Source organism: Rhizobium sp. X9 (assembly GCF_018873185.1).
Taxonomy (GTDB): Bacteria; Pseudomonadota; Alphaproteobacteria; order Rhizobiales; family Rhizobiaceae; genus Agrobacterium; species Agrobacterium oryzihabitans.
Genome location: NZ_CP071312.1, coordinates 1,638,514 through 1,662,500 on the forward strand (window position 1 = coordinate 1,638,514; position 23,987 = coordinate 1,662,500).

Annotated in this window: 20 protein-coding genes; 12 read left to right on the forward strand and 8 right to left on the reverse strand. The window is 58.3% G+C overall.

Annotated features, from left to right (window positions below):
- Positions 1–12: 12 nt before the first annotated feature.
- Positions 13–579 carry an RNA polymerase sigma factor gene (locus JZY08_RS22435; protein ID WP_035243019.1) on the reverse strand — a complete coding sequence of 189 codons (567 nt, stop codon included), beginning with the start codon at positions 577–579 and terminating at the stop codon, positions 13–15.
- Positions 579–785 (reverse strand): NepR family anti-sigma factor, encoded by a 207-nt coding sequence (locus JZY08_RS22440; protein WP_035243021.1) that lies wholly within the window; start codon positions 783–785, stop codon positions 579–581. Before JZY08_RS22440 ends, JZY08_RS22435 begins: the two co-directional genes overlap by 1 nt.
- A 137-nt stretch (positions 786–922) precedes the next feature.
- On the opposite strand from JZY08_RS22440, the gene JZY08_RS22445 reads away from it, so the two are divergent.
- Together JZY08_RS22445 and JZY08_RS22450 are read left to right on the forward strand one after the other, a co-directional pair.
- The gene (locus JZY08_RS22445; protein WP_035243023.1) at positions 923–1,717 is read left to right on the forward strand and encodes a response regulator; all 795 of its coding nucleotides are present in this window, start codon (positions 923–925) and stop codon (positions 1,715–1,717) included.
- Positions 1,718–1,818: 101 nt separating this feature from the next.
- Entirely contained in the window at positions 1,819–2,802 is a 984-nt protein-coding gene (locus JZY08_RS22450; RefSeq protein ID WP_035243025.1) for a sensor histidine kinase, read from the forward strand.
- 265 nt (positions 2,803–3,067) lie between these two features.
- On the opposite strand, the gene JZY08_RS22455 is transcribed toward JZY08_RS22450, so the two are convergent.
- Positions 3,068–4,786 (reverse strand): sensor histidine kinase, encoded by a 1,719-nt coding sequence (locus JZY08_RS22455; RefSeq protein WP_003498520.1) that lies wholly within the window; start codon positions 4,784–4,786, stop codon positions 3,068–3,070.
- Between the two features lie 238 nt (positions 4,787–5,024).
- On the opposite strand from JZY08_RS22455, the gene JZY08_RS22460 reads away from it, so the two are divergent.
- Complete coding sequence (locus JZY08_RS22460) at positions 5,025–5,600, forward strand: PRC-barrel domain-containing protein (RefSeq protein WP_003498523.1); 576 nt, start codon at positions 5,025–5,027, stop codon at positions 5,598–5,600.
- A 107-nt stretch (positions 5,601–5,707) separates the two neighbouring features.
- On the opposite strand, the gene galE is transcribed toward JZY08_RS22460, so the two are convergent.
- The 3 genes from galE to JZY08_RS22475 all read right to left on the reverse strand — a co-directional run bounded on the left by galE (position 5,708) and on the right by JZY08_RS22475 (position 7,676).
- A complete protein-coding gene (gene galE / locus JZY08_RS22465) occupies positions 5,708–6,691 on the reverse strand; it encodes a UDP-glucose 4-epimerase GalE (RefSeq protein WP_003498526.1) in 984 nt (327 codons plus the stop codon).
- Positions 6,692–6,887: 196 nt separating this feature from the next.
- Positions 6,888–7,322 (reverse strand): hypothetical protein, encoded by a 435-nt coding sequence (locus JZY08_RS22470; protein WP_003498528.1) that lies wholly within the window; start codon positions 7,320–7,322, stop codon positions 6,888–6,890.
- Between the two features lie 9 nt (positions 7,323–7,331).
- A complete protein-coding gene (locus tag JZY08_RS22475) occupies positions 7,332–7,676 on the reverse strand; it encodes a YqjD family protein (protein ID WP_003498530.1) in 345 nt (114 codons plus the stop codon).
- Between the two features lie 300 nt (positions 7,677–7,976).
- Here JZY08_RS22475 and nspC point away from each other — a divergent pair, with 300 nt between their 5' ends.
- Both nspC and JZY08_RS22485 read left to right on the forward strand, forming a co-directional pair.
- Complete coding sequence (nspC, locus tag JZY08_RS22480) at positions 7,977–9,074, forward strand: carboxynorspermidine decarboxylase (protein WP_003498532.1); 1,098 nt, start codon at positions 7,977–7,979, stop codon at positions 9,072–9,074.
- Positions 9,075–9,134: 60 nt separating this feature from the next.
- Positions 9,135–10,373: a saccharopine dehydrogenase family protein gene (locus JZY08_RS22485; RefSeq protein ID WP_216331759.1), complete on the forward strand. Its 1,239-nt coding sequence runs from the start codon at positions 9,135–9,137 to the stop codon at positions 10,371–10,373.
- 66 nt (positions 10,374–10,439) lie between these two features.
- On the opposite strand, the gene JZY08_RS22490 is transcribed toward JZY08_RS22485, so the two are convergent.
- Positions 10,440–11,081 (reverse strand): TetR/AcrR family transcriptional regulator, encoded by a 642-nt coding sequence (locus JZY08_RS22490; RefSeq protein ID WP_216331760.1) that lies wholly within the window; start codon positions 11,079–11,081, stop codon positions 10,440–10,442.
- A 103-nt stretch (positions 11,082–11,184) separates the two neighbouring features.
- Between JZY08_RS22490 and JZY08_RS22495 the strand changes: the two genes are divergently transcribed.
- Positions 11,185–11,634 (forward strand): hypothetical protein, encoded by a 450-nt coding sequence (locus JZY08_RS22495; RefSeq protein WP_216331761.1) that lies wholly within the window; start codon positions 11,185–11,187, stop codon positions 11,632–11,634.
- Positions 11,635–11,731: 97 nt separating this feature from the next.
- Here JZY08_RS22495 and JZY08_RS22500 read toward each other — a convergent pair whose 3' ends face one another.
- Positions 11,732–13,579 (reverse strand): DEAD/DEAH box helicase, encoded by a 1,848-nt coding sequence (locus JZY08_RS22500; RefSeq protein ID WP_003498539.1) that lies wholly within the window; start codon positions 13,577–13,579, stop codon positions 11,732–11,734.
- 388 nt (positions 13,580–13,967) lie between these two features.
- On the opposite strand from JZY08_RS22500, the gene JZY08_RS22505 reads away from it, so the two are divergent.
- From JZY08_RS22505 to clpB, 6 genes are all read left to right on the forward strand, one after another.
- The gene (locus JZY08_RS22505) at positions 13,968–15,245 is read left to right on the forward strand and encodes an aspartate kinase (RefSeq protein WP_035243307.1); all 1,278 of its coding nucleotides are present in this window, start codon (positions 13,968–13,970) and stop codon (positions 15,243–15,245) included.
- A gap of 175 nt (positions 15,246–15,420) precedes the next feature.
- The gene (ptsP, locus tag JZY08_RS22510) at positions 15,421–17,688 is read left to right on the forward strand and encodes a phosphoenolpyruvate--protein phosphotransferase (protein ID WP_003498545.1); all 2,268 of its coding nucleotides are present in this window, start codon (positions 15,421–15,423) and stop codon (positions 17,686–17,688) included.
- Positions 17,689–17,818: 130 nt separating this feature from the next.
- Complete coding sequence (gene prfA / locus JZY08_RS22515; RefSeq protein WP_216331762.1) at positions 17,819–18,901, forward strand: peptide chain release factor 1; 1,083 nt, start codon at positions 17,819–17,821, stop codon at positions 18,899–18,901.
- Positions 18,898–19,767 (forward strand): peptide chain release factor N(5)-glutamine methyltransferase, encoded by an 870-nt coding sequence (gene prmC / locus JZY08_RS22520; protein WP_216331763.1) that lies wholly within the window; start codon positions 18,898–18,900, stop codon positions 19,765–19,767. Before prfA ends, prmC begins: the two co-directional genes overlap by 4 nt.
- Positions 19,768–20,161: 394 nt before the next feature.
- Positions 20,162–20,956: a DUF4167 domain-containing protein gene (locus JZY08_RS22525; protein ID WP_035243028.1), complete on the forward strand. Its 795-nt coding sequence runs from the start codon at positions 20,162–20,164 to the stop codon at positions 20,954–20,956.
- A gap of 369 nt (positions 20,957–21,325) precedes the next feature.
- Positions 21,326–23,950, forward strand: a complete 2,625-nt coding sequence (gene clpB / locus JZY08_RS22530) for an ATP-dependent chaperone ClpB (RefSeq protein ID WP_082185038.1) — start codon at positions 21,326–21,328, stop codon at positions 23,948–23,950.
- The last annotated feature ends 37 nt before the right edge of the window (positions 23,951–23,987 follow it).

A 23,987-nucleotide genomic window follows, 5' to 3' on the forward strand; every position in this document is an offset into this window, starting at 1 on the left:
AAACCCGTTATTTCAACGCGCCGTTGCCGCAGCGGTTACCGCGCTCATCTGTGCATCCGGACCGAACTCGTTCTCGTTCTCGATGCCGAGAAGCTCCTGCAGGCGCAACCTTGCGCGGCTGACGCGGCTCTTGATCGTGCCGACGGGGCAGCCGCAAATCTCGGCAGCTTCCTCATAAGCAAAGCCAGAGGCTCCGATAAGAAGGATTGCTTCGCGCTGGTCGTCCGGCAGCTTCGCGAGCGCCGTGCGAAAATCCTGCAGGTCGACCGATCCATGCTGCTCAGGCGGCACCGACAGGCGCGAGGTGTAAACCCCGTCCGTATCCTGCACTTCGCGACCGGACTTGCGGATCTGGCTGTAAAACTCGTTGCGGAGGATCGTCACCAGCCAGGCGCGCATATTGGTGCCCGGTTGATAGCTGTCCTGTTTCGCCCAGGCTTTCATGATCGTATCCTGGACAAGATCGTCGGCGCGGTCCCTCGAGCGGATAAGCGAAATCGCGAATGCTCGCAGGTTTGGCAGCGCTGCCAGCATTTCCCGCTTGAAATTATATTCTGTCTGCTCCGGCTCTTTCGCCATCATTCCTCCGAAGCCTTGATTTTGGCTTTGCTTTCGGCTTCATCAAGTTTTTCGAGAAGATCGAGGAATTTATCTGGGATGCCTTCATCCTGAACAGCATCGTAAAGTTCTCTGAGCTTGCGGGAAATCACCGCCCGCCCGGAGTGCGGAACCTGGGGGGCGGCCGGATTGTCCGGCGAGTCTTGGTCCGATTGAAATATGTTCATAATGTCCGGTATTCCTTTTGTGTCGAGCAAAGAATGCGCGGTGAAAAAAATAGTTCCGACGCTTCGGAACTTTTTTTGCGATACGCACGTTGCTATCTTGGGTTTGCGTTGCAGACCGCATGAAAGGGGAGAATTCCATGTCAGTTTCTACACGCATCGCACCGCACCTGCCATATCTGCGCAGGTTCGCGCGTGCCGTTTGCGGCTCACAATCCACGGGCGATGCCTATGTTGCGGCAACACTCGAAGCTCTGATTGCCGATATCAGCATCTTCCCGCAGACAAGCAGCGATCGGGCTTCGCTCTATCAATTGTTTGTATCGATTTTTAGTTCCGTCACGATCAATATTAAGGCCGATGAAAACCTGTCGGGATGGGAAAAACGCGCCTCCGCGAACCTTTCCGCCGTGCCGCCTCTGGCACGTCAGGCATTCCTTCTGACAACGGTCGAAGAGTTCACGCCTTCGGAAGCCGCAGAGGTTCTGAAAGTGTCTGAAGAGCGTGTCGGTCAGTTGATCGATGAGGCGGCTTCGGAAATCGCCCGCCAGGTGGCGACCGATATCATGATTATCGAGGATGAGCCTCTGATCGCAATGGATATCGAGCAGATGGTCACCGACCTCGGCCACCGCGTCACAGGCATTGCCCGCACACACACCGAGGCGCTCGACCTCTTCCATCGCACCCAGCCGAAAATGATCCTTGCCGACATCCAGCTCGCGGATGGCAGCTCCGGCCTCGATGCGATGAAGGATATCCTTCAGATGACGTCCCTGCCGGTGATCTTCATCACGGCCTTCCCGGAACGGCTTCTGACGGGTGAACGTCCGGAACCGACCTTCCTCGTTACCAAGCCGTTTAACCCGGATATGGTAAAAGCACTTATCAGCCAGGCTCTGTTTTTTAACGAAAGCTCTCGCGTCGCAGCGTGAAGTTTGCCGAAACCGCGGACGAACTGGGAACCAGTGGGGTTCCCGGGCGTTGGCGGTTACGGTCGTGGGGCTATCCCGCGGCTTTCTGCAAGGAGACGAATTTGCATCGGCTGGCATGGCATAACGCGGAAAGGAACGAGAGCGAGCTTCACGATTCGCTCGTCCTTGCGTTGCTCGACTCGGGTGAAACAGTCATGCTGCAGGACTGGAACCGCGATTACATATTCGTGGCCAACCTGCCGGATGTCTGGCGTTTGCCGGCAGATTCCCATCCGACCGATGAGAACCTGTTCGGCAACGATCTCTCTGCGCGGCTTGCCGAACTTAAAAAGGACATGAATGCCGCGGGCAGCCGGGGCATGCTGGAGGTCAATGCCGGGAATGACCGGGTCTTCCAGTTTCAGGTCTATTCCACCTTCAACCAGTCGAACCAGACGGTGCTGAAAACGACCATACGGGAAGTGACAGCGGAAAGGCGGCGCGAGCAGCTTTTGCGCTCACTGCTGCGTGAAGTCAGTCACCGTTCCAAGAACCTCCTGGCTATCATCCAGAGCCTTGCGGGCCAGACGGCTCGATTCAGCCTCACCAAGGATGATTTTCTGCGCAAGTTCCGGGGGCGGTTGCATGCCTTGGCCCAAAGTCAGGATCTCATCACCGATTCCGATTGGAGGGGCGCTCGTATTTTCGAACTTCTTCGCCAGCAATTCGATCTTTATGTGCCGGAATATCCAAACCTCATCCACATGGAAGGGGAAAACCTGCTGCTCAATCCAAATGGTGCGCTTTATATCGGGCTCGCCTTCCACGAGCTGGTCGTCAATACGGTGAGCCACAGCGGCAATCTTGCCTATCATCCGCCGATATCGCTGCAGTGTCGCCAGGAAGATGATGTCTACATAGTCGAATGGATAGAGCCGATCAAACCGTCGAAAGAGCCGGCAGAGGCCCGGCGCGGCAGTTTCGGCAGCGTTGTGCTTGAAAAGGTGGTTCCATCCGCACTGGGCGGAAGCGCCGAATATCAGCTGACACCGGAACGGATCGTCTACCGGCTGAAATTTCCCACCGGGGACAGCGTAGATTCTTGAGATGATTGCCGGATGTGCAGGTCGGGCCTGACAGGCGTGACCCGGCTTTGATCGTGCAAAATGCGCAATAAAAAAGCACGGCTCGTATGAGAGCCGTGCTATTTTTATAACAGGTTTTCAGGGGCGAAACCTGTTTATTTTCAGCCAAGCTTCAGGCGGGGACGGGGGAATTGCTTGGCCTGCAGTAAAAATGCATGTCGCCGGATTCGGTTCCCATAAAATGCATTTTTTTGACAAAGGCCAGATTTCGCCCGTGGTTTATCCTTCAGTGCGGCTGTTCGGCCCGCTTGGGAATGAAATAGCGCATGGGTGCTTCAAGCGACCATTCGAACCCGGTTTCCCGATATTCCGTCGTCACCTGTCCGCCGAATGCGCCTTCGGCGTGCCGTTTGATAACGGTGGTGCCGAAACCCTTTCGGGTCGGCTCCATGGCAGGGGGGCCTCCGGTTTCTGTCCAGACGAGACGGATAATCTGCCGCCCGTCTTTTTCGAAAGCCGTCCAGCCGACGTTGATCTTCCCCGCCGCAACTGACAGCGCCCCATATTTGATGGAGTTTGTCGTCAGCTCATGTACCACGAGGCCAAAATTCTGCGCCGCTTCCGGCGAAAGCATGAAATCGTCTCCCGAAAGCACGAAACGCTCCGATACGGTGCCGAAGACGTCGAGGTGTGTCTCGATCAGCTTGCGGATCGGCAGACCCTGCCACTGAACCTCGGCCAGTGCCCGGATCGACATTCCAAGACCGCGCAGTCGATGATCCACTTCTTTCTGGAATTCCGGAATGCTTTTGTTTTCGCGACCCAGCTGCCGGATCATGGCCTGAACCAGCGTCAGAATGTTCTTGGAGCGGTGAACCAGTTCGTGCAGCAGCAATTGCAGCCGTTCTTCCGATTGACTTCTGTCGAAGGAGGCGTTGGAGAGCGCAATGGCAACCTGGTTGGCCTCCTTGATCTTGGTGTCGACGGGTGCCACGATCTCGCCCTCACCGATGCGCTCGGCCATATGGGTCAGGTCGCGAATGGACATCCGCAATTGCCGGCCGACCAGATACGCGCCGCCGACGGCGATCAGCACCAGCATCAGGCTGCCGATCATCATTTGCCGCCAGGTATCCACCAGTGCCGCCTGGCTTGCGGCAAGCGGTCCCCACATCACGATCTTCCATTGCCAGCCGGGCAATTGGGCGTAAGCGTAAAGATTGCCTTTGCCGTCGAAAAAATTGCCGCTGAAGGCCTGCATTTCCGAAAGGACGGCGGGGGTGACGAAGGGTTTGCCCACCTCCGCCTCACCTTGCGAACTGGAAACGACGACGCGACTTGTACCGTCGATGATGGCGACCACCCAGTTGCGCGGCAGGTTTTCGGTGGGGATGAGCCGGCTGAGGTCGCTGGCATTCTGCGTCAGGATCAGGGCGTCTCCGGCCGAACCCAGTTCCGGGTTGAGCGGCATGGTGACGTTGAATACCCATTCCTTGCTGGTCGCGCCGAAAAACATGTCCGAGACGGTGATGCGGCGGGATTCGATCGCCTTGGCGAGATTGGCCTCCGCCGGCACTTTGCCCAGGGGCTGGCCATAGGGCACGCGGGTATTGAGGCGCTGCTGGCCGTCCTTGGTGGCGAGAATGGCGAAAAGCCCTTCCCGCTTCAGACTTTCGGCGACACGTCCCTGAAAGGCGGAAAGATTGCCGCTTTCAAGCTCGGGGAATTGCGACAGCAGATTGAGGGAGGTGGCGATTTCCTGCAGGCGGCGATCGATATTGCGGCTGACGACCCGCGCATCCTCGATCGTCTCGCGTTGCAGGTCATCGCGTTTTTCCGCTTCGAGACGCAGCATCAGATAGCCGCCGAAAAGAATAAGCGGCAGGGTAATGACGGTTGCCATCACCACCAGATAGGTGCCGATGGATGCTGTCGGGAAAAAATTCGCGCTGCGTCGACGCAAAGCGGAGATCACGTCTTTCATTTTTTTGCCGGGTTGAGGCATACAAAAACTCCGGCAGTTACTGCATTGTTACGTCAGGGATAATAGCGTGCCAGCCCCCTTTAGCAATGCCTGATTTTTACCCCCGGTTGTCGCGACACGCCACAATTGCATCGGCATGATTGAAAAAATCGGAACTATTTCAACGATCAACCCGTTTGCAAGACGAACCGGTCATGGAGCGGAAACGAAATTCATTCACCGCCCGGCCAGTTGAGAACGATGAAAGGAAGGTACGAAAATGGCAAAGAAACTGAACATACTCGTCACCGCCGCCCTGATGGGCACGACGGCTTTCGCGCCGCTTGCCATCGCTCAGGGCACCACCCAGCCCGCACCTGCAAATCCGAGCGCGCAGACCGAGCCGGCAACGCCCCCGGCCACCCCGATGGCCCCGGCGGCCCCTATGGCCAATGACAGCGCGGCAGCAACGACCGGCGGCGCCTACATCACCGAGCAGGGTGAAACGCAGATCAGCGCCAATGATTATATCGGCAAATCGGTTTACACCGCCGCTGATGAAAGCATCGGTAACGTCACCAACCTCATCATGGAAGAAGATGGCGGTCTTGTCGCAGCCGTGATCGGCGTCGGCGGCTTCCTCGGCATCGGTGCCAAGGATGTGGCTGTTCCCATGGACAAGGTGACAATGACGCGGAACGCGCAGGACGGGACAATCCGTCTGACGACGACGGAGACGGCGGAAACGCTGAAGGCGGCTCCGGAATTCAAGACGCTGGAGCAGAAGACCAGTGAAAAGAATGCCGCGACACCTGCTGCTCCCGACAGCACGACCACGTCCGCTACAAAACCTTAATCCCACACCTGGGAGGCAGGAGCGAGACTGGCTGACACCAGCCGTCTCGCGAGAGGCACCGGCCAAAAGGCCGGTGTCTTTTTTGTGCTCTTTACACCTGCAGGTGTTCAGTCCCCGGCGTTGCGCGAGGAATGCCAGGCCCAGGCGGATTTGATGATGTCGGCCAGCGAATAACGCGGTTCCCAGCCGAGAACAGCCTTTGCCTTGTCATTATTGGCCACAAGGGTGGTGGAATCGCCATCGCGGCGGTCTGTATATTCCACGGGGAAGGGGCGGCCGGACACTTCCGAAATCGCCGCCAGCAATTCCTTCACCGTCGTGCCGGTGCCGGTGCCGAGGTTCAGTTCAACCGTTTCACCACCCGCCAGCAGATAATCCACTGCCCGCACATGGGCGTCGGCGAGATCAAGAATGTGGATATAGTCACGCACGCAGGTGCCGTCACGGGTGTCGTAATCCGTGCCGAACACCTTGAACCCCTGACGCCGTCCAAGTGCCGCCTCGATGGCAAGCGGGATCGCATGGGTTTCCGGCTTGTGCCACTCACCGATACGGCCTTCGAAATCCGCGCCGGCAGCATTGAAATATCGCAGCATCACCGAGCGCAGCCCCTTGTAAGTGCTGTAATCCTTCAATGCCTGCTCGACCACCCATTTGGTGCGGCCATAGGGGTTGATCGGCGCCTGACGGTGCGTTTCGTCGATCGGCACCTGTTCCGGCAAACCATAAGTGGCGCAAGTCGACGAAAAGACGAAGGCCGTGACACCCGCATCGATGGCGGCGGAGAGAAGGTTGAGCGAGCCGATGACGTTGTTGTCGTAAAAGGCGACCGGTTGCTTCACCGATTCGCCGACCTCGATCAGCGCGGCAAAATGCAGAACGGCTTCCGGCTGGTGTTTGGCAAAGACTTCGTCAAGCCGCGCCCGGTCGCGAATATCGCCCTGCTCGAAAGGTCCCCAGCGGACGAATTCCTCATGTCCATTGGACAGATTGTCGAAAACGACCGGTTCATATCCTCTTTCGGAGAGAAGGAGGCAGGTGTGCGAACCGATATAGCCGGCACCACCGACGACAAGGACTTTCTTCTTCATCAATCGCCTTTCAGAAAAATACGAGGACGCGCCGAGACTGTATGTCACTTTGTTCAAATAAGGGCGGCGTGGCGGCAGGCGCCAGCAACCAGTCTATCCATCGCGGGTAACATAAAAAAAACTGCGCATCCATCATCTGGATGCGCAGCCTGCATGAGAGTGTTAGTAAGTGTCGAAAACACGCCCGGAGGCGTGTTTATTTCTTTTTCCTCGTATTCGCCCGTGTCGCCAGAAAACCGGCGGCCATGGCGACAGCAAGCGTTGCATAGGGCCGCGCCTGGATCGCCAGCGTCAGCAGCGATTGCAGGGCGAGGGGTGCTGCGGTTAAGGGTGCCGCCGTCAAAGGTGCGACTGGCCGTGCAGCATAGGCTCTTGGGCGTTTGACGATCGCCAGAGCCACCAGCATGATGACGCCGAGCAGAAACGCCGTGCCGGCGACGACAAGCGCGGCAGGACCGGCGCCGACATGCCGGGCAAGATAGATCGACCCCGCAACCACAGCGGCGACGAAGGCGATCAGGAAAAAGACACCGGTCAGCACCCACAGGATGATGGTGGCGCGCAGACGCCGCGTCACCACGCGTCCTTCGCGCTGGGTGTCTCCCAGATAGACCAGCAATGCCTCAAGCATGATGCGGCCTTATCGACGTGTGAGAAGAGCGAGCACGAAGCCGACGCCGACGGCGATGCCGAGGGACTGGAGCGGATTTTTCTGGACCTGATCCGTCAGATTGTCGTTCAGCGAAGAAATTTCGTTGCGAACGCTGTCGGCCATTTCGCCGGAGGCGGTCAGCGCATCGTCGGCAACGCGAGCGGCCTGCGCCTTCAGCTCATGCGAGGCGCCAACGCCTAGCGCCTTAACGCTCTTGGCAAGATTTGCGAGATCTTCGCGAAGCTGGGCAAGCTGTGCCGCCACGTCGGCTGCATCACCGCTTTCGAGGGATTGCTGGATCTTGTCATTAACGCTGCTACGCACGCTTGCCATAGGTGAAGTCCTTCCTGGAACATCGTTGATGGAAATTGCGGCGGGCCAAACCGACCGCCGCTGCGGGTGTATCCTGTCGCTCAAGACCATTCGTTCCGGCGACCGAAACACCTGCCTGTCCGCCATTCAAACGCGCCGATGCATGCTTGGTTCCGCGTCTCCGATGTTTTCTTCATGCAGATTTAAGGGCGGGGGCAAATTTCCGGGAATTCGGTTCCGAACATTTGTTTTCCTGTCACAAGCATCATATAAGGCCCATCATCGAGACGTACCTTGACTTCAATCAATATGTGAAACGACATGCTTCAGACGCCTTATTACCTCATCGACAAGACAAAACTTCTTCGCAACATGGAGAAGATTGCCTATGTGCGGGAAAAATCCGGCGCCAAGGCGCTCCTGGCGCTGAAGTGCTTCGCCACATGGTCGGTGTTCGATTTCATGTCGCAATATATGGACGGCACGACCTCGTCTTCGCTTTACGAAGTCCGTCTCGGCCGTGAGAAATTCGGCGGTGAAACGCACGCCTATTCGGTCGCCTATGCCGATTATGAAATCGATGAGGTGATCTCGAACGCAGACAAGATCATCTTCAATTCCATCGGCCAGCTGGAACGTTTCGCAGAGAAAGCCTCGGGCATCACCCGGGGTCTGCGCCTCAATCCGCAGGTCAGCTCCTCTAGCTTCGATCTTGCCGATCCCGCCCGTCCCTTCAGCCGTCTTGGCGAATGGGATGTCGCCAAGGTCGACAAGGTCATGGACCGTATTTCCGGTTTCATGATCCACAATAATTGCGAAAACGGCGATTTTTCGCTGTTCGATCGCATGTTGACACAGATCGAAGAGAAATTCGGATCGCTCCTGTCGCGCGCGGAATGGGTGAGCCTTGGCGGCGGCATTCATTTTACCGGCGACAATTACCCGCTCGACCAGTTCTGCGACCGTCTCCGGGAGTTCTCGGAAAAATACGGCGTACAGGTCTATCTGGAGCCGGGCGAAGCCTCGATCACCAAGAGCACGACGCTGGAAGTGACGGTTCTCGATACGCTTTTCAACGGCAAGAACCTCGCCATCGTCGACAGCTCCATCGAAGCGCATATGCTGGACCTCCTGATCTATCGGGAAACCGCCAAGGTTTCTCCGAACGAGGGCGAGCATCCCTACATGGTCTGCGGCAAGTCCTGCCTTGCGGGCGATATTTTCGGTGACTTCCGGTTCGACAAGGAGTTGAAGGTCGGCGACCGCATCTCCTTCCAGGATGCGGCCGGTTACACCATGGTCAAGAAGAACTGGTTCAACGGCGTGAAGATGCCGACCATCGCCATCAAGGAACTCGACGGCACCGTCCGCGCCGTTCGCGAATTCGACTTTGCCGATTTCGAGCAAAGCCTGTCTTAAACCCCTGTTTTAACATGAAACGAAGCTCATCCCTGCGGGGAAAAGGAGGCATCACCTGAAATGAAGAAGAACGTTCTGATCATCGGCGCCGGTGGCGTAGCACAGGTCGTGGCGCATAAATGCGCCCAGAACAGCGATGTATTGGGAGACATTCATATTGCGTCACGGACTTTGGAAAAGTGCCGCAAGATTGTCGAGTCCGTACGCGAAAAGAAGAGCCTCAAGACAGATGTGAAACTTGAGGCCCATGCGCTTGACGCTATGGATATCGAGGCGACGAAAGCCTTGATTAAACAGACCGGTGTTGAAATCGTCATCAATGTCGGTTCGGCTTTCGTCAACATGTCCGTTCTTCAGGCCTGCATGGATACAGGCGTTGCCTATATGGACACGGCGATCCACGAGGATCCCACCAAGATTTGCGAGGCGCCGCCGTGGTACGGAAACTACGAGTGGAAGCATGCCGCGGAATGCAAGGAAAAGGGCGTGACCGCCATTCTCGGCGTCGGTTTCGACCCCGGCGTGGTCAATGCCTATGCCCGCCTTGCCAAGGATGAATATTTCGACAAGGTCACCTCGGTCGATATCGTCGACATCAATGCCGGCAGCCATGGCCGCTGGTTCTCGACCAACTTCGATCCGGAAATCAACTTCCGTGAATTCACTGGTGTCGTCTATTCCTGGCAGAATGGCGAGTGGCAGACGAACCAGATGTTCGAAGTCGGCCAGGAGTTCGATCTGCCTGTCGTCGGCAAGCAGAAGGCCTATATGACCGGCCATGACGAGGTGCATTCGCTGTCCCGGAACATGGACGGTGCCGATGTGCGCTTCTGGATGGGCTTCGGCGATCACTACATCAACGTCTTCACCGTGCTGAAGAACCTCGGCCTGCTGTCGGAGAAGCCGGTCAAGACGGCTGAAGGCCTTGAAGTCGTGCCGTTGAAGGTGGTCAAGGCTGTCCTTCCCGATCCGTCTTCGCTGGCGCCTGACTATGTCGGCAAGACCTGCATCGGCGATATCGTCAAGGGCACCAAGGACGGCAAGGAACGCGAAGTCTTCATCTACAACGTGGCTGACCATAAGGAAGCCTATGAGGAAGTCGGTTCGCAGGGCATTTCCTACACCGCCGGCGTTCCCCCGGTCGCTGCCGCCATGCTGATCGCCACCGGCGAGTGGGACGTGAAGCAGATGGCCAATGTGGAAGAACTGCCGCCGAAGCCGTTCCTCAACCTTCTGAACAAGATCGGCCTGCCGAACCGCATCAAGGATGAAAACGGCGATCGCGCCCTGACGTTCTGATTGATGATCTTCCGATCTGTCGAGACAATAAAGCCCCGCAAAAGCGGGGCTTTTTTAATGGTGACCTCAGCTTTTGGTGAGCTGCCTTATGAAGAGATGCAGCGTTTTATGCATTGCCTCCGAAGGCGGTTCTGCACCATTCCATTCCGGAAAATGCCCATCGATTGCCATTCGGGCAAGGCCATAGACCAGTGCGCGAGCGCCCAGTACGAGCTGGTCGAGGTCGAGGCTTGGGGACAGCTGGCCGTTTTCGCGCGCCTGCGTCAGCAGACTGATCATCAGGCGCCGGATGGCGTCATTCTGCTCACGCAAAATATCGGAAGAACTGAAGTCGATCAGTGTTCGAGAACTTATGACCTCGAAATGCGTCGGGTTGGCCAGCGCCCAGCGTAGATAACCGTGGCCAATGGCCTCAAAGATGACAAGCGGGGCCTCATCGCCGGCCTGTGCTCTCGCGGTTTCGACGGATTCGGTCAGCCGATTCATGGCCTGCTCCGCGACAGCCGTCATCAGTGCCGTTTTTGAACGGAAATGCCTGAATGGTGCTCCGGGGGAGACGCCCGCGCGTTTGGCCGCCTCGCGCACGGAGACGTTTTCAGCACCCCGCTCCTCGATGATGGCGATCGTCGCCGCGACAAGTTCATCGATAAGATTTCCGTGGTGGTAGGGCCTGTCTGGCCCCGTCTTTTTATCCTGGCGTTTTTCCATAGGTCTTTGGTTAGCACCGAACCCAGATGTAATCACTGTTTATTTTCTTGCGTCGGAGTGAATCTTATGTAAGCATCGATTACATTGAGCTATGGAGATTTCAATGCTGCATTTGTTTTTAAGAATCACTCTCGTATTTTCATTCCTTCCGATCGCCGCCGCCCAGGGCGAGGAAAGCCCGAAGCTGGAAATCGTCTGGCCGAAGGCCGGCGATGTCATCGAATTGGGCAATGATCCGGAAGGCGCGATCGGCGTCGTCGTGAAAAGCACCTTCAAACTGCTTCCCGGCGGGCAATGCGGAGGAAACGGCCAATGCGGCCATGTGCACATGAAAATCGACCCCTCGGGCGATACATGCAACATTCCCGGCCGCGCCTATAACAGCATGAACAGTGACTTCGGTGGCGATCTCATCAAGGCCCGTTTTGGACATTGCCCAAGCCCGACCGGGCGGCATGTCATCGGCATTCTGCTGGCCAATGATCACCATCAGCCCGTTCTGGTAGACGGCAAACCCGTGACGGCGCTTGTCGAAGTGACGACAAAAGACTGATCCCTGGGAACGGCGTCCATCCCGCAGGTTGGCACAATAAAAAAGGTCCCGTGCAAACGGGACCTTTGTCTTGAAAATTCTGAAAGCGGGTGAGTCTTCAACCCTTTGTGGGCTTCGGCCCGCGCTTTTCAAAGGGCTTGTCTTTCTTGCCTTCGAATTTCGGCTTGTCGCCGAAGGCCTTTTTCTTTTTCCAGGGCTTGTCCTCAGCCTTGCGGTCATCGCGCGGTGCGCTTGCATTGTCCGATTTGGTGAATTTGCGCTGGGCCTTGGCCGGGCGGGTGTCTTCGCGGACGTTGCCGGTCATTTCCGGCTTGCCTTCGAGCGCCTTCAGGCGAATGCCTTTTTCAAGCATCATGTCCTTGCCGATGGCGGAGGTGAAACGATCAACGGCATCGGCCGCCAGTTCCACGAAGGTCTCCGTCTGCTGCATGCGGATGGCGCCGATATCCTGACGGGTGATCTTGCCGAAACGGCAGAGCATGGGAATGAGCCAGCGCGGCTCGGCGCTCTGCTTGCGGCCGACGGACAGCGAAAACCATGCGCTGTCGGAGAAATCCGACCGTTCGCGGCGCGGCGCATTGTTTTCGACCGGTTCGAAACTGTCGCGACGCGGTTTGCGGGTATTGTCCAGCGCGACTTCCGTGATGTCCTCCGGAGCGGAGCGTCCGGCATGGTAAAGACGCACGAAGGCGGCGGCGACTTTCTCCGCACCGTGCTGCTCGAGCAGCTGGGTGACGAAATCGCGTTCGTCCTCGGCCACGGCCTCGGTCAGCGAAGGATCGGCCAGAAGACGGGCGCCGTCGCGCTCGACGATTTCTTCAACGGACGGCGGGCGAACCCATGCCGCGCTGACCTTGGCGCCCTCGAGAAGGCGTTCTGCCTTGCGGCGCTGGTTGATCGGCACCACGACGGCGCTGACGCCCTTCTGTCCGGCACGGCCGGTACGGCCGGAACGGTGGAGAAGCGTTTCCGAGTTGGTCGGCAGGTCGGCGTGGATGACAAGTTCGAGACCCGGCAGGTCGATGCCGCGTGCGGCAACGTCGGTTGCCACGCAAACACGGGCGCGGCCGTCACGCATGGCCTGCAGCGCGTGGGTGCGCTCGTTCTGGGTGAGTTCACCGGAGAGCGCCACGACCGAAAAGCCGCGATTGTTCAAGCGGGCCGTCAGATGGTTGACGGCAGCGCGGGTGGAGCAGAACACGATGGCATTGCGGGCTTCGTAAAAACGCAGCGCGTTGATGATGGCGTTCTCGCGGTCCGCACCCGTTACCAGCAGGGCACGATATTCGATATCCACATGCTGCTTCTGTTCGGAAGCGGTGGCGATGCGCACGGCATTTTTCTGGTAGCTTTCGGCAAGCTTGGCGATGCTGCGCGGAACGGTGGCCGAGAACATCAGCGTGCGGCGGGTATCCGGCGATTCTTCCAGAATGAATTCCAGATCTTCGCGGAAACCGAGATCGAGCATTTCGTCGGCCTCATCAAGAACGACGGCGCGCAGCGACGACAGATCGAGCGCGCCGCGCTTGATGTGGTCACAGAGACGGCCGGGCGTGCCGACGACAATATGCGCACCGCGCTCCAGCGCCCGGCGTTCGCTGCGGATATCCATGCCGCCGACGCACGAGGCGATCGACACACCGGCGAATTCATAAAGCCATTCCAGCTCGCGTTTGACCTGCATGGCCAGTTCACGGGTCGGCGCGATGGCAAGCGCCAGCGGTGCGGAAGCCTGACCGAAACGGGTGTTTTCCGAAAGCAGCGTGGTCGCAAGTGCGATGCCGAAGGCAACCGTCTTGCCGGAGCCGGTCTGCGCGGAAACCAGCGCGTCCTTGTCGGCGAGTTCCGGCGACAGCATCGCCTGCTGCACGGGGGTCAAGTCTTTGTAGCCGCGTTTTTCCAACGCCTGCGCGATCGCCGGGGCGATACCCTGGGTGTCTGTCATCTACCGTCTTTCGGATATGAAGCTGCCCGCATCCGCCCGAAACCAATAGGTCCTAATGTCTCCGGGGCAGCCGATACAGGCCATTTCGGCCATCTGGCCGGTTGCATTGCCGCGCTCATACTGCGAATGGGCCCGTTTGTACAGTGCACTGCGGTACGCTCTTTCACGGTTGGATATGCGGTCGCCTGCTCCGTACCGCCATCTTCTTTCTCTGGCACCATTAAAAAAGGCGTACCGCATGGTTCATAAACGGCATTGCGTGCCCCCCGCCTTTTCGCTAAGAGACCCGCAACTTGAGGCTCTTTGTCAGGAAGAGCCGACTGGGTTTGTTCTTGTCCGCACCCGGCAAACGGGCTGGCGGAAAAAAGGGATGGTACTGGTCAAGGCTATGGCTCGCATTGTCATGAAATTCGGCGGCACGTCCGTCGCGAACCTCGAACGCATTCACAATGTCGCAAGGCACGTGAAACGCGAAGTGGATGCCGGCCATGAAGTGGCTGTTGTCGTTTCCGCCATGTCTGGCAAAACCAACGAGTTGGTGGACTGGGTGCAGAACGCCGCGAAGGTGGCTGGCACCAATGCCGCTTCCTTTTACGATGCACGCGAATATGACGCGGTCGTCGCATCCGGAGAGCAGGTGACGTCTGGTCTTCTGGCGATCACGCTGCAGTCCATGGGCATCAATGCGCGCTCCTGGCAGGGCTGGCAGATTCCGATCCGCACCGACAATGCGCATGGCGCCGCCCGCATTCTCGAGATTGACGGTTCGGATATCGTCCACCGCATGGGCGAGGGCCAGGTTGCCGTGGTTGCCGGTTTCCAGGGTATCGGCCCTGATAACCGCATTGCGACGCTGGGTCGCGGCGGCTCGGACACATCAGCTGTTGCCATCGCTGCCGCCGTCAAGGCGGATCGTTGCGATATCTATACCGATGTCGATGGCGTTTACACCACCGATCCGCGCATCGAGCCGAAGGCTCGCCGCATGAAGAAGATCGCTTTCGAGGAAATGCTCGAAATGGCGTCTCTCGGTGCGAAGGTTCTGCAGGTTCGCTCGGTCGAGCTTGCCATGGTACACAAGGTGCGCACCTTCGTTCGCTCCAGTTTCGAGGATCCCGATGCGCCGGGCATGGGCGACCTCATCAACCCGCCCGGTACTTTGATTTGTGACGAGGATGAAATCGTGGAACAGGAAGTCGTAACCGGCATCGCCTATGCCAAGGATGAAGCACAGATCTCGCTGCGCCGCGTGGCCGACCGTCCGGGCGTCTCCGCTGCGATCTTCGGGCCGCTGGCGGAAGCGCATATCAATGTCGACATGATCGTGCAGAACATCTCCGAAGACGGTTCGCGCACCGACATGACCTTCACCGTTCCCTCGGGCGACGTTGCCAAGGCTCTGAAGGTTCTCGACGAGAACAAGGCCCAGATCGGCTTCGACGTCGCTCAGAACGAAACGGGTCTTGCCAAGGTTTCCGTCATCGGTATCGGCATGCGCAGCCATGCCGGCGTTGCAGCCAGTGCGTTCAAGGCACTTGCCGAGAAGAACATCAACATCAAGGCAATCACCACTTCCGAGATCAAGATTTCGATCCTGATCGACGGTGCCTATGCCGAACTTGCCGTTCGCACTTTGCATTCTGCCTACGGTCTCGATAAGGCTTGAACCCGAGACATCGGTTTCCGATGCTCCGATTCTTCGGAGTTGCGTTCTTCCGATGTGGCGTTTCATGAAAGCGTGTCCCTTGCGGGACGCGCTTCTCTCGCTATAAATTTTTAAATGACGTTTTGATTCTCGAATATTATGACATTCGGATCGGAAGCGTCGGGGAGCAAACGCGATGAGAGACCTTTCCGCAGGTCCGCGCGTCCTGCTCAAGCGGCTACGCGAAATGATGGCGGAGCACCTTGAGCCGCAGGACCGCCTGGATCAGATCGTTCGCCAGATTGCCAGCAACATGGTGGCGGAGGTTTGCTCGGTCTATGTGCTGCGCTCCGACAGCGTGCTGGAGCTTTACGCGACAGAAGGTCTCAACAAGGATGCCGTGCATCTTGCCCAGCTGAAAATGGGGCAGGGTCTTGTCGGCACGATCGCCGCTTCTGCCCAGCCTCTCAATCTTTCCGATGCGCAGGCGCATCCCGCTTTCCGCTATCTTCCTGAAACCGGTGAGGAAATTTATCATTCCTTCCTCGGCGTGCCGATTTTGCGTTCCGGTCGCACTCTTGGCGTTCTTGTGGTCCAGAACAAGGCCAGCCGAACATACCGGGAGGATGAAGTTGAAGCGCTCGAGACAACCGCGATGCTTATCGCTGAAATAGTGGCGAGCGGCGAGTTGAAGAAGATCACCCGCCCCGGTGTGGAGCTGGACCTCACCCGTGCCGTCTCCATCGATGGCGACGCTTACGGCGAGGGCATCGGTCTTGGCCACGTCGTGCTGCACGATCCGCGCATCGTCGTCACCAATCTCTTGAACGAGGATGCGGATACGGAAATCCGGCGTCTTGCCGATGCCATCGGATCGTTGCGCCTGTCGATCGATGACATGTTGCAGCGCCGCGATGTGCCGACCGAAGGTGAACATCGCGAGGTTCTCGAAACCTACCGCATGTTTGCCCACGATCAGGGCTGGGTGCGGCGCATGGAAGAGGCGATCCGCAACGGTCTGACGGCGGAAGCCGCGGTAGAGAAAGTGCAGAGCGACACCAAGGCGCGCATGATGCGCCTGACCGATCCCTATCTGCGCGAGCGCATGCATGATTTCGACGATCTTGCCAACCGTTTGCTGCGCCAGTTGATCGGTTTCGGCGGGCGTGGACCGGAGCAGGATTTTCCGCTGGACGCGATCGTTCTGGCACGCGCCATGGGTGCCGCCGAACTCCTTGACTACCCGCGTGAGAAATTGCGCGGTCTCGTGCTCGAAGACGGCGCGGTGACGAGCCATGTCGTCATTGTGGCGCGCGCCATGGGTATTCCGATCATCGGGCAGGCAACCGGCATCGTAGCACTTGCTGAAAATAACGACCCCATCATCATCGATGGTGATGATGGTCAGGTGCATCTGCGTCCGATGTCGGATCTGCAGCGCGCCTATGAGGAAAAAGTGCGTCTACGCGCCAAGCGCCAGGAGCAGTTCCGCGCGCTTCGCAATGTCGAGCCGATCACCAAGGATGGCCAGAAGGTCAATCTCAAGATGAATGCGGGCCTGCTTGTGGACCTGCCGCAGCTCGAGGAGTCCGGCGCCGATGGCATCGGCCTGTTCCGCACCGAACTGCAGTTCATGATCGCCTCCAACATGCCCAAGGGCGAGGAGCAGGAGGCTTTTTACCGGTCGGTTCTTCGGCAAGCCAAGGGGAAAAGCGTCACCTTCCGCACGCTCGATATCGGCGGCGACAAGGTCGTTTCCTATATGCGCGGCCAGGAAGAGGAAAACCCGGCACTGGGCTGGCGGGCGATCCGCCTGTCGCTCGATCGGCCGGGCCTGATGCGCACGCAGATGCGCGCGCTGCTGCGCGCCGCCTCGGGTGCGGAACTGCGCATGATGCTGCCGATGGTGACGGAGGTCTCCGAAATCCGTGCTGCGCGCGACCTGCTCCAGAAGGAAGTGCAGCATCTTTCGAAATTCAGCCACGCGCTGCCGAAAAAGCTGCAATTCGGCGCAATGCTGGAAGTGCCGTCCCTGATGTGGCAGCTCGATGAGCTGATGCAGGAGGTGGATTTCGTCTCCGTCGGTTCGAACGACCTGTTCCAGTTCTCGATGGCGGTCGATCGGGGTAATGCAAGAGTTTCGGATCGTTTCGACAATCTTGGCAAACCGTTCCTGCGCATTCTGCGCGATATCGTGCGCGCCGGTGAGAAGCACCATACCTCGGTCACGCTGTGCGGTGAAATGGCAAGCAAGCCGCTTTCCGCCATGGCTCTGATCGGTCTCGGCTTCCGTTCCGTTTCCATGTCGCCGACGGCGATCGGGCCGGTCAAGGCCATGCTGCTCGGGCTTGATGCCGCGCGCCTTGCCGATGAGCTGAACGCCGCGCTCGACGATCATAATTCGCTGGAAAGCGCGCGCGAGGTGTTGTTACGCTTTGCTGCGACGCATTCCATTCCCATTTAGAGCATTTCCAGGAAAAGTGGACCCCGGTTTTCCGTCCGGAAATGCGTTAAAGCAAAAAGTTAGAGCGTTTTCGCGTTTCGAAGAAAAGCGAAAGCGCTCTAAAAGACCTGTTTCATTATTGGAGTGACTGGTGGCGAAGCTTCCCGTCGAAAAAATGCGCGAGTTGGAAAGGCGTTTCGGCGAGATCGAAGCGCGTATGTCGGCCGGCCCTGCAGCGGATGTTTATGTGAAGCTGGCTTCGGAATATTCCGAACTTGAGCCGGTGGTGAAGAAGATCCGCGATTACGAGAAGGCTGTCTCCGAAGCCTCCGATCTCGAGGCGCTGCTTGCCGACAGGACGACCGACAAGGATATGCGCGATCTGGCGGAAATGGAGCTGCCGGAGGTCGAGAGCCGCATCAGCGAGCTTGAGAAGGACATGCAGGTCCTGCTGCTTCCGAAGGATGCCGCAGACGAGAAAAGCGCGATCCTTGAAATCCGTGCCGGTACCGGCGGGTCAGAGGCCGCGCTTTTCGCCGGCGACCTGTTCCGCATGTATGAGCGCTTCGCATCGACCAAGGGCTGGAAAGTCGAAGTTCTTTCCGCCAGCGAAGGCGAAGCGGGTGGTTACAAGGAAATCATCGCGACGATCAGCGGGCGAGGGGTGTTCTCCAAGCTGAAATTCGAATCCGGTGTGCACCGGGTGCAGCGTGTGCCGGAAACGGAAGCGAGTGGCCGCATCCACACCTCGGCAGCCACCGTTGCGGTGTTGCCCGAGGCGGAGGACATCGACATTGAAATTCGCCCGGAAGATATCCGCATCGATACGATGCGCGCTTCGGGCGCGGGCGGCCAGCACGTCAACACCACCGACTCCGCCGTTCGCATCACCCATCTTCCGACGGGCCTGATCGTTACCAGTTCGGAGAAATCACAGCATCAGAACCGCGCAAAAGCCATGCAGGTTCTGCGCTCGCGTCTTTACGACATCGAGCGCCAGAAAGTGGATAGTGAGCGATCGGCTGACCGCAAGAGCCAGGTGGGTTCCGGCGACCGGTCCGAGCGTATTCGCACCTATAATTTTCCGCAGGGGCGCGTCACCGATCATCGCATCAATCTGACGCTCTACAAGCTTGACCGAATGATCGAAGGCGAGATCGACGAGCTTCTCGATGCGCTGATCGCCGATTATCAGGCCGGTCAGCTTGCCCAGCTTGGCGAACAACAGTTGTGAGCGGCGGCGCTGGCGCAACGGTTTCGAGCGAGCTTGCCGCAGCCCGCAAACGGCTGCAGGCAGCGGGCGTCGCCGATCCGCTTCTTGACGCACGCCTGTTGATTGCAGATGTCACCGGTTTTTCACTGACCGATTTCGTGATGAAACCTCAGCATCCAGTTACGGCGGAAGAAAGCGACCGCATTGCCGCCATGATCGAAAGGCGGGCTGGGGGAGAACCGGTCCATCGCATCCTCGGCCATCGGGAGTTCCATGGCCTCGATCTTCTTCTGTCAAAGGAAACGCTCGAACCCCGTCCGGATACGGAAGTTCTCGTCGACACGCTGCTGCCGGCTTTGAAGAAAGCTGTTGCCGATAAGGGCAGTGCGCGCATTCTGGATCTGGGCACGGGCACGGGCGCGATCTGTCTGGCGCTTCTGAAGGAATACCCACAGGCGTCGGGTATCGGCAGCGATATTTCAGCCGATGCACTGGAGACGGCCGCCAAGAATGCGGCTCGCAACGATCTTGGTTCGCGTTTCGAAACCTTGCGCAGCAACTGGTTTGAAAAAATCTCTGGCAGCTTTGACATAATTGTGTCGAATCCGCCTTATATAAGAAGTGATATCGTCGCAACGCTCGACCAAGAGGTTCGTAACTACGATCCGATGGCGGCGCTGGACGGAGGTCAGGACGGCCTTGCACCGTACCGCCTTATTGCTGCCGATGCAGGCCGCTTTCTTGTGGAAAACGGGATTGTCGGTGTGGAGATCGGTTTCGATCAAAGGCTTGATGTTTCCGCTATATTTGCTTCCAACGGCTTCTCTCTTCTCGACGCCGTGAAGGATTATGGTGGCAACGACAGAGTTTTGACCTTCCGGAGATAGTTGTTCGCGATATGTCTGCGGATTTTTTGCAAGGATATTTTGCACAGCAAAAGAAAAGGCTTGGATTTCCGCATGAAGCGGGATAGTTTGCGGCCACATGCCGGGTGGCTGAGGACGAACGCAGATTCGTCAGGGTATGGGTCAGTCCCGAAGCGGGTTCTTTGAGAGCCCTGAAAGGCTGGGCGTTTCCGGCATGTGAATCAGTAAACTTTGTTCGCAGGCGGCGCGGTGCAGCATTTGCGCGACCGGTCGTCATACGCGAGGTCTTGTCTGGGGTTATCTTCGGCAGGGCGCGTGATGGAGCAATTTCAGGAAAAATTTCCAACGGTTTTCCGTCCGGAATTGCATGAAAATAACCAGATTGTCAGCAAAACAGAATTCAGGTGAGCAATTGATGAGGCCAGGACAGCAAAACAAGCGCGGCCGGGGGCGTGGAAGCAACAACAACAATAACAATGGTGGCGGTGGTAACAATAACTTCAACCGCAAGGGCGGAAACCCGCTCACCAGGACTTATGACAGCTCCGGCCCCGATGTGAAAATCCGTGGCACAGCCCAGCACATAGCGGAAAAATACGCTGCCCTTGCCCGGGACGCGCAGAGTTCTGGCGACCGCGTGATCGCGGAAAACTATCTGCAGCACGCTGAACACTACAATCGCATCATCGCCACGGCTCAGGCCCAGATGCAGGAACGTTTCCAGCGCGACGACCGTGGCGAATACAATGCCGCGGATGGCGACGAGATGGATGGAAACGATGGCGACGACGGCGTCGTTGCATCGCAGCAGCATTCCGAACAGTCTGAACGCGCGCAGCAGCCAGAGCGCCAGGAGCGGTCCGAACCGCGCCAGGAGCGTCAAGAGCGCCGCGAACGTCCGGACCGCCGTGAACGGCAGGAGCGCCAGCCCCGCCAGCCGCAGGCTTCAGGCGATCAGCAGCCGCCGGTTTACGATGCCAGCCAGGCCCCTCAGCCGGTCATCGAAGGCACGCCAATGGAAGTAGCCGTCGAGGAAGAGCAGCAGCAGGCGGAGACCCCAGCGAGCGAGCGTGCACCGAAGACCCGCCGCGCCACCACCCCGCGCCCGCGTCGTCCGCGCCGCGCCGCAACGGCGGAAGGTGCTGAAGGCGAAGATGCGCCAGCCGGCGAAGAAGCAACACCTGCGACACTTGAAAACGCTGCCGAATAAGCAGGGTTTCAAAAAATACGCGATTGAAAAACTCCGGCTTGCCGGAGTTTTTTCGTTTCCGGGGATCAGACATATGGGTCGGATCGCGGCCAGCCAAGGCAATTGCCGCGAACAGATGTGACACCTGTCAAATCCGGTGAAAAATTCCCGAACGATGGTTTTCCTCCCCTTTAAACCGATGAAATTGCCTCCCATATTCGTGCAGGAAGGCTGGGTGCCGCGTTCAGCAGCAACCATCCTTCGAGAGGCGGCGATCGTGAAATCCTTTAAAACGCGACTGTCGTAGCGGGGCTTGCCTTTGAGGGAGCCTCAACCCAAACATCCGGAGCCGTGCCGAAAGCGGGCGGGCCGGTAAATGGAGGTTCGACTATGAATATTGAAAAATACTCCGAACGAGTTCGCGGTTTTCTGCAATCGGCGCAGACCTTTGCACTTGCGGAAAATCACCAGCAGTTTTCTGCCGAACACGTTCTGAAAGTTTTGCTCGATGACGAGCAGGGCATGGCAGCATCGTTGATCGAGCGGGCTGGCGGCGACGCCAAGGAGGCGCGTCTTGCCAATGACGCGGCGCTGGCTAAATTGCCAAAGGTGTCCGGCGGCAATGGCGGCCTTTCTTTGACCGCTCCGCTTGCGAAGGTATTTTCGACCGCGGAAGACCTCGCCAAGAAGGCAGGCGACAGTTTCGTGACCGTCGAGCGTCTTTTGCAGGCGCTTGCGATCGAAACGTCTGCCTCAACCTCGGCTTCTCTGAAGAAGGCGGGCGCAACGGCGCAGGCTCTCAATCAGGTCATCAACGACATCCGCAAGGGCCGCACGGCTGACAGCGCCAATGCCGAACAGGGCTTTGACGCGCTGAAGAAATACGCGCGCGATCTGACGGAAGAAGCCCGCGAGGGTAAACTCGACCCGGTCATCGGCCGTGACGACGAAATCCGCCGTACCATTCAGGTGCTGTCACGCCGCACCAAGAACAATCCCGTGCTGATCGGTGAACCGGGCGTCGGTAAAACGGCGATTGCGGAAGGGCTTGCGCTGCGCATCGTCAATGGCGATGTGCCCGAAAGCCTGAAGGACAAGAAGCTGATGGCGCTCGATATGGGCGCGCTGATCGCCGGCGCGAAATATCGCGGTGAGTTCGAGGAGCGCCTGAAGGCGGTTCTGAACGAGGTGCAGGCCGAAAATGGCGGCATCGTCCTGTTCATCGACGAGATGCACACGCTGGTTGGTGCCGGCAAGGCCGATGGCGCGATGGATGCCTCCAACCTCCTGAAGCCTGCTCTTGCCCGAGGCGAGCTGCACTGCGTTGGCGCTACCACGCTTGATGAATATCGCAAGCATGTGGAAAAGGATCCGGCCCTTGCCCGCCGTTTCCAGCCGGTGCTGGTGGATGAGCCGACCGTGGAGGACACGATCTCTATCCTGCGCGGCCTAAAGGAAAAATACGAACAGCATCACAAGGTCCGCATCTCGGATTCGGCCCTGGTTGCGGCTGCAACGCTTTCCAACCGCTATATTACCGACCGCTTCCTGCCGGACAAGGCGATCGACCTGATGGACGAGGCCGCTTCACGTCTTCGCATGCAGGTGGATTCCAAGCCCGAGGAGCTGGACGAACTGGATCGCCGGATCATTCAGCTCAAGATCGAGCGCGAAGCCTTAAAGCAGGAGACGGACCAGTCATCCGTCGATCGCCTGAAGAAGCTCGAGGACGAACTGGCCGATACGGAAGAAAAGGCAGATGCTCTGACGGCCCGCTGGCAGGCGGAAAAGCAGAAGCTCGGCCATGCCGCCGACTTGAAGAAACGGCTGGACGAAGCCCGCAACGAACTGGCGATTGCCCAGCGTAACGGCCAGTTCCAGCGCGCCGGCGAATTGACCTACGGCATCATTCCGGGCCTCGAAAAGGAACTGGCTGCGGCGGAAGCACGCGACAGCAGCGGTGCCGCTTCGATGGTTCAGGAAGTGGTGACGGCGGACAATATCGCCCATGTCGTTTCCCGCTGGACGGGCATTCCGGTCGACAAGATGCTGGAAGGTCAGCGTGAGAAGCTGCTGCGCATGGAAGACGAACTTGCCAAGTCCGTTGTCGGGCAGGGTGAGGCCGTGCAGGCGGTTTCCAGGGCGGTTCGCCGTTCGCGCGCCGGCCTCCAGGACCCGAACCGGCCGATCGGCTCGTTCATCTTCCTCGGCCCGACCGGTGTGGGCAAGACCGAGCTGACCAAGTCGCTCGCACGCTTCCTGTTCGACGACGAAACTGCGATGGTTCGCCTCGACATGTCGGAATATATGGAGAAACACTCCGTTGCCCGGCTTATCGGTGCGCCTCCCGGCTATGTCGGCTACGAAGAGGGTGGTGCATTGACGGAAGCGGTTCGCCGCCGGCCCTATCAGGTCGTTCTGTTCGACGAGATCGAAAAAGCGCATCCGGATGTGTTCAACGTCCTCTTGCAGGTGCTGGATGATGGCCGCCTGACGGATGGCCAGGGCCGCACCGTCGATTTCAAGAACACCATCATCATCATGACCTCGAACCTCGGTTCGGAATTCATGACGCAGATGGGCGACAATGATGACGTGGATTCGGTTCGCGATCTGGTGATGGAGCGGGTCCGGTCGCATTTCCGGCCGGAATTCCTCAACCGTGTCGACGATATCATCCTGTTCCACCGGCTGGCGCGGGACGAGATGGGTGCGATCGTGGAAATCCAGCTCAAGCGCCTTGTCTCGCTTCTCGGCGATCGCAAGATTTCGCTGGAACTGGACGAGGATGCCCGCAGCTGGCTCGCGAATAAGGGGTACGACCCCGCTTATGGCGCGCGTCCGCTGAAGCGTGTCATCCAGAAGTCGGTTCAGGACAGGCTTGCCGAAATGATCCTCGGCGGTGAAATCCCGGATGGGTCGCGGGTCAAGGTCACGTCTGGAACCGACCGGCTGCTGTTCAAGGTCAAGCCCCCCAAGGGTGAAGCCGAAACCGAAACGGCCGATGCGGCATAAAACGAAAGGGCTCCGGAAACGGAGCCCTTTTCATTTG

Coding starts and splice junctions, on each gene's coding strand:
- nspC (WP_003498532.1), top strand. CDS start 7,977: ATGCTTCAGACGCCTTATTACCTCATCGACAAGACAAAACTTCTTCGC.
- JZY08_RS22470 (WP_003498528.1), bottom strand. CDS start 7,322: ATGCTTGAGGCATTGCTGGTCTATCTGGGAGACACCCAGCGCGAAGGA.
- clpB (WP_082185038.1), top strand. CDS start 21,326: ATGAATATTGAAAAATACTCCGAACGAGTTCGCGGTTTTCTGCAATCG.
- JZY08_RS22435 (WP_035243019.1), bottom strand. CDS start 579: ATGGCGAAAGAGCCGGAGCAGACAGAATATAATTTCAAGCGGGAAATG.
- galE (WP_003498526.1), bottom strand. CDS start 6,691: ATGAAGAAGAAAGTCCTTGTCGTCGGTGGTGCCGGCTATATCGGTTCG.
- JZY08_RS22475 (WP_003498530.1), bottom strand. CDS start 7,676: ATGGCAAGCGTGCGTAGCAGCGTTAATGACAAGATCCAGCAATCCCTC.
- JZY08_RS22440 (WP_035243021.1), bottom strand. CDS start 785: ATGAACATATTTCAATCGGACCAAGACTCGCCGGACAATCCGGCCGCC.
- JZY08_RS22525 (WP_035243028.1), top strand. CDS start 20,162: ATGAGGCCAGGACAGCAAAACAAGCGCGGCCGGGGGCGTGGAAGCAAC.
- JZY08_RS22445 (WP_035243023.1), top strand. CDS start 923: ATGTCAGTTTCTACACGCATCGCACCGCACCTGCCATATCTGCGCAGG.
- JZY08_RS22495 (WP_216331761.1), top strand. CDS start 11,185: ATGCTGCATTTGTTTTTAAGAATCACTCTCGTATTTTCATTCCTTCCG.
- JZY08_RS22505 (WP_035243307.1), top strand. CDS start 13,968: ATGGCTCGCATTGTCATGAAATTCGGCGGCACGTCCGTCGCGAACCTC.
- JZY08_RS22485 (WP_216331759.1), top strand. CDS start 9,135: ATGAAGAAGAACGTTCTGATCATCGGCGCCGGTGGCGTAGCACAGGTC.
- ptsP (WP_003498545.1), top strand. CDS start 15,421: ATGAGAGACCTTTCCGCAGGTCCGCGCGTCCTGCTCAAGCGGCTACGC.
- JZY08_RS22455 (WP_003498520.1), bottom strand. CDS start 4,786: ATGCCTCAACCCGGCAAAAAAATGAAAGACGTGATCTCCGCTTTGCGT.
- JZY08_RS22500 (WP_003498539.1), bottom strand. CDS start 13,579: ATGACAGACACCCAGGGTATCGCCCCGGCGATCGCGCAGGCGTTGGAA.
- JZY08_RS22460 (WP_003498523.1), top strand. CDS start 5,025: ATGGCAAAGAAACTGAACATACTCGTCACCGCCGCCCTGATGGGCACG.
- JZY08_RS22490 (WP_216331760.1), bottom strand. CDS start 11,081: ATGGAAAAACGCCAGGATAAAAAGACGGGGCCAGACAGGCCCTACCAC.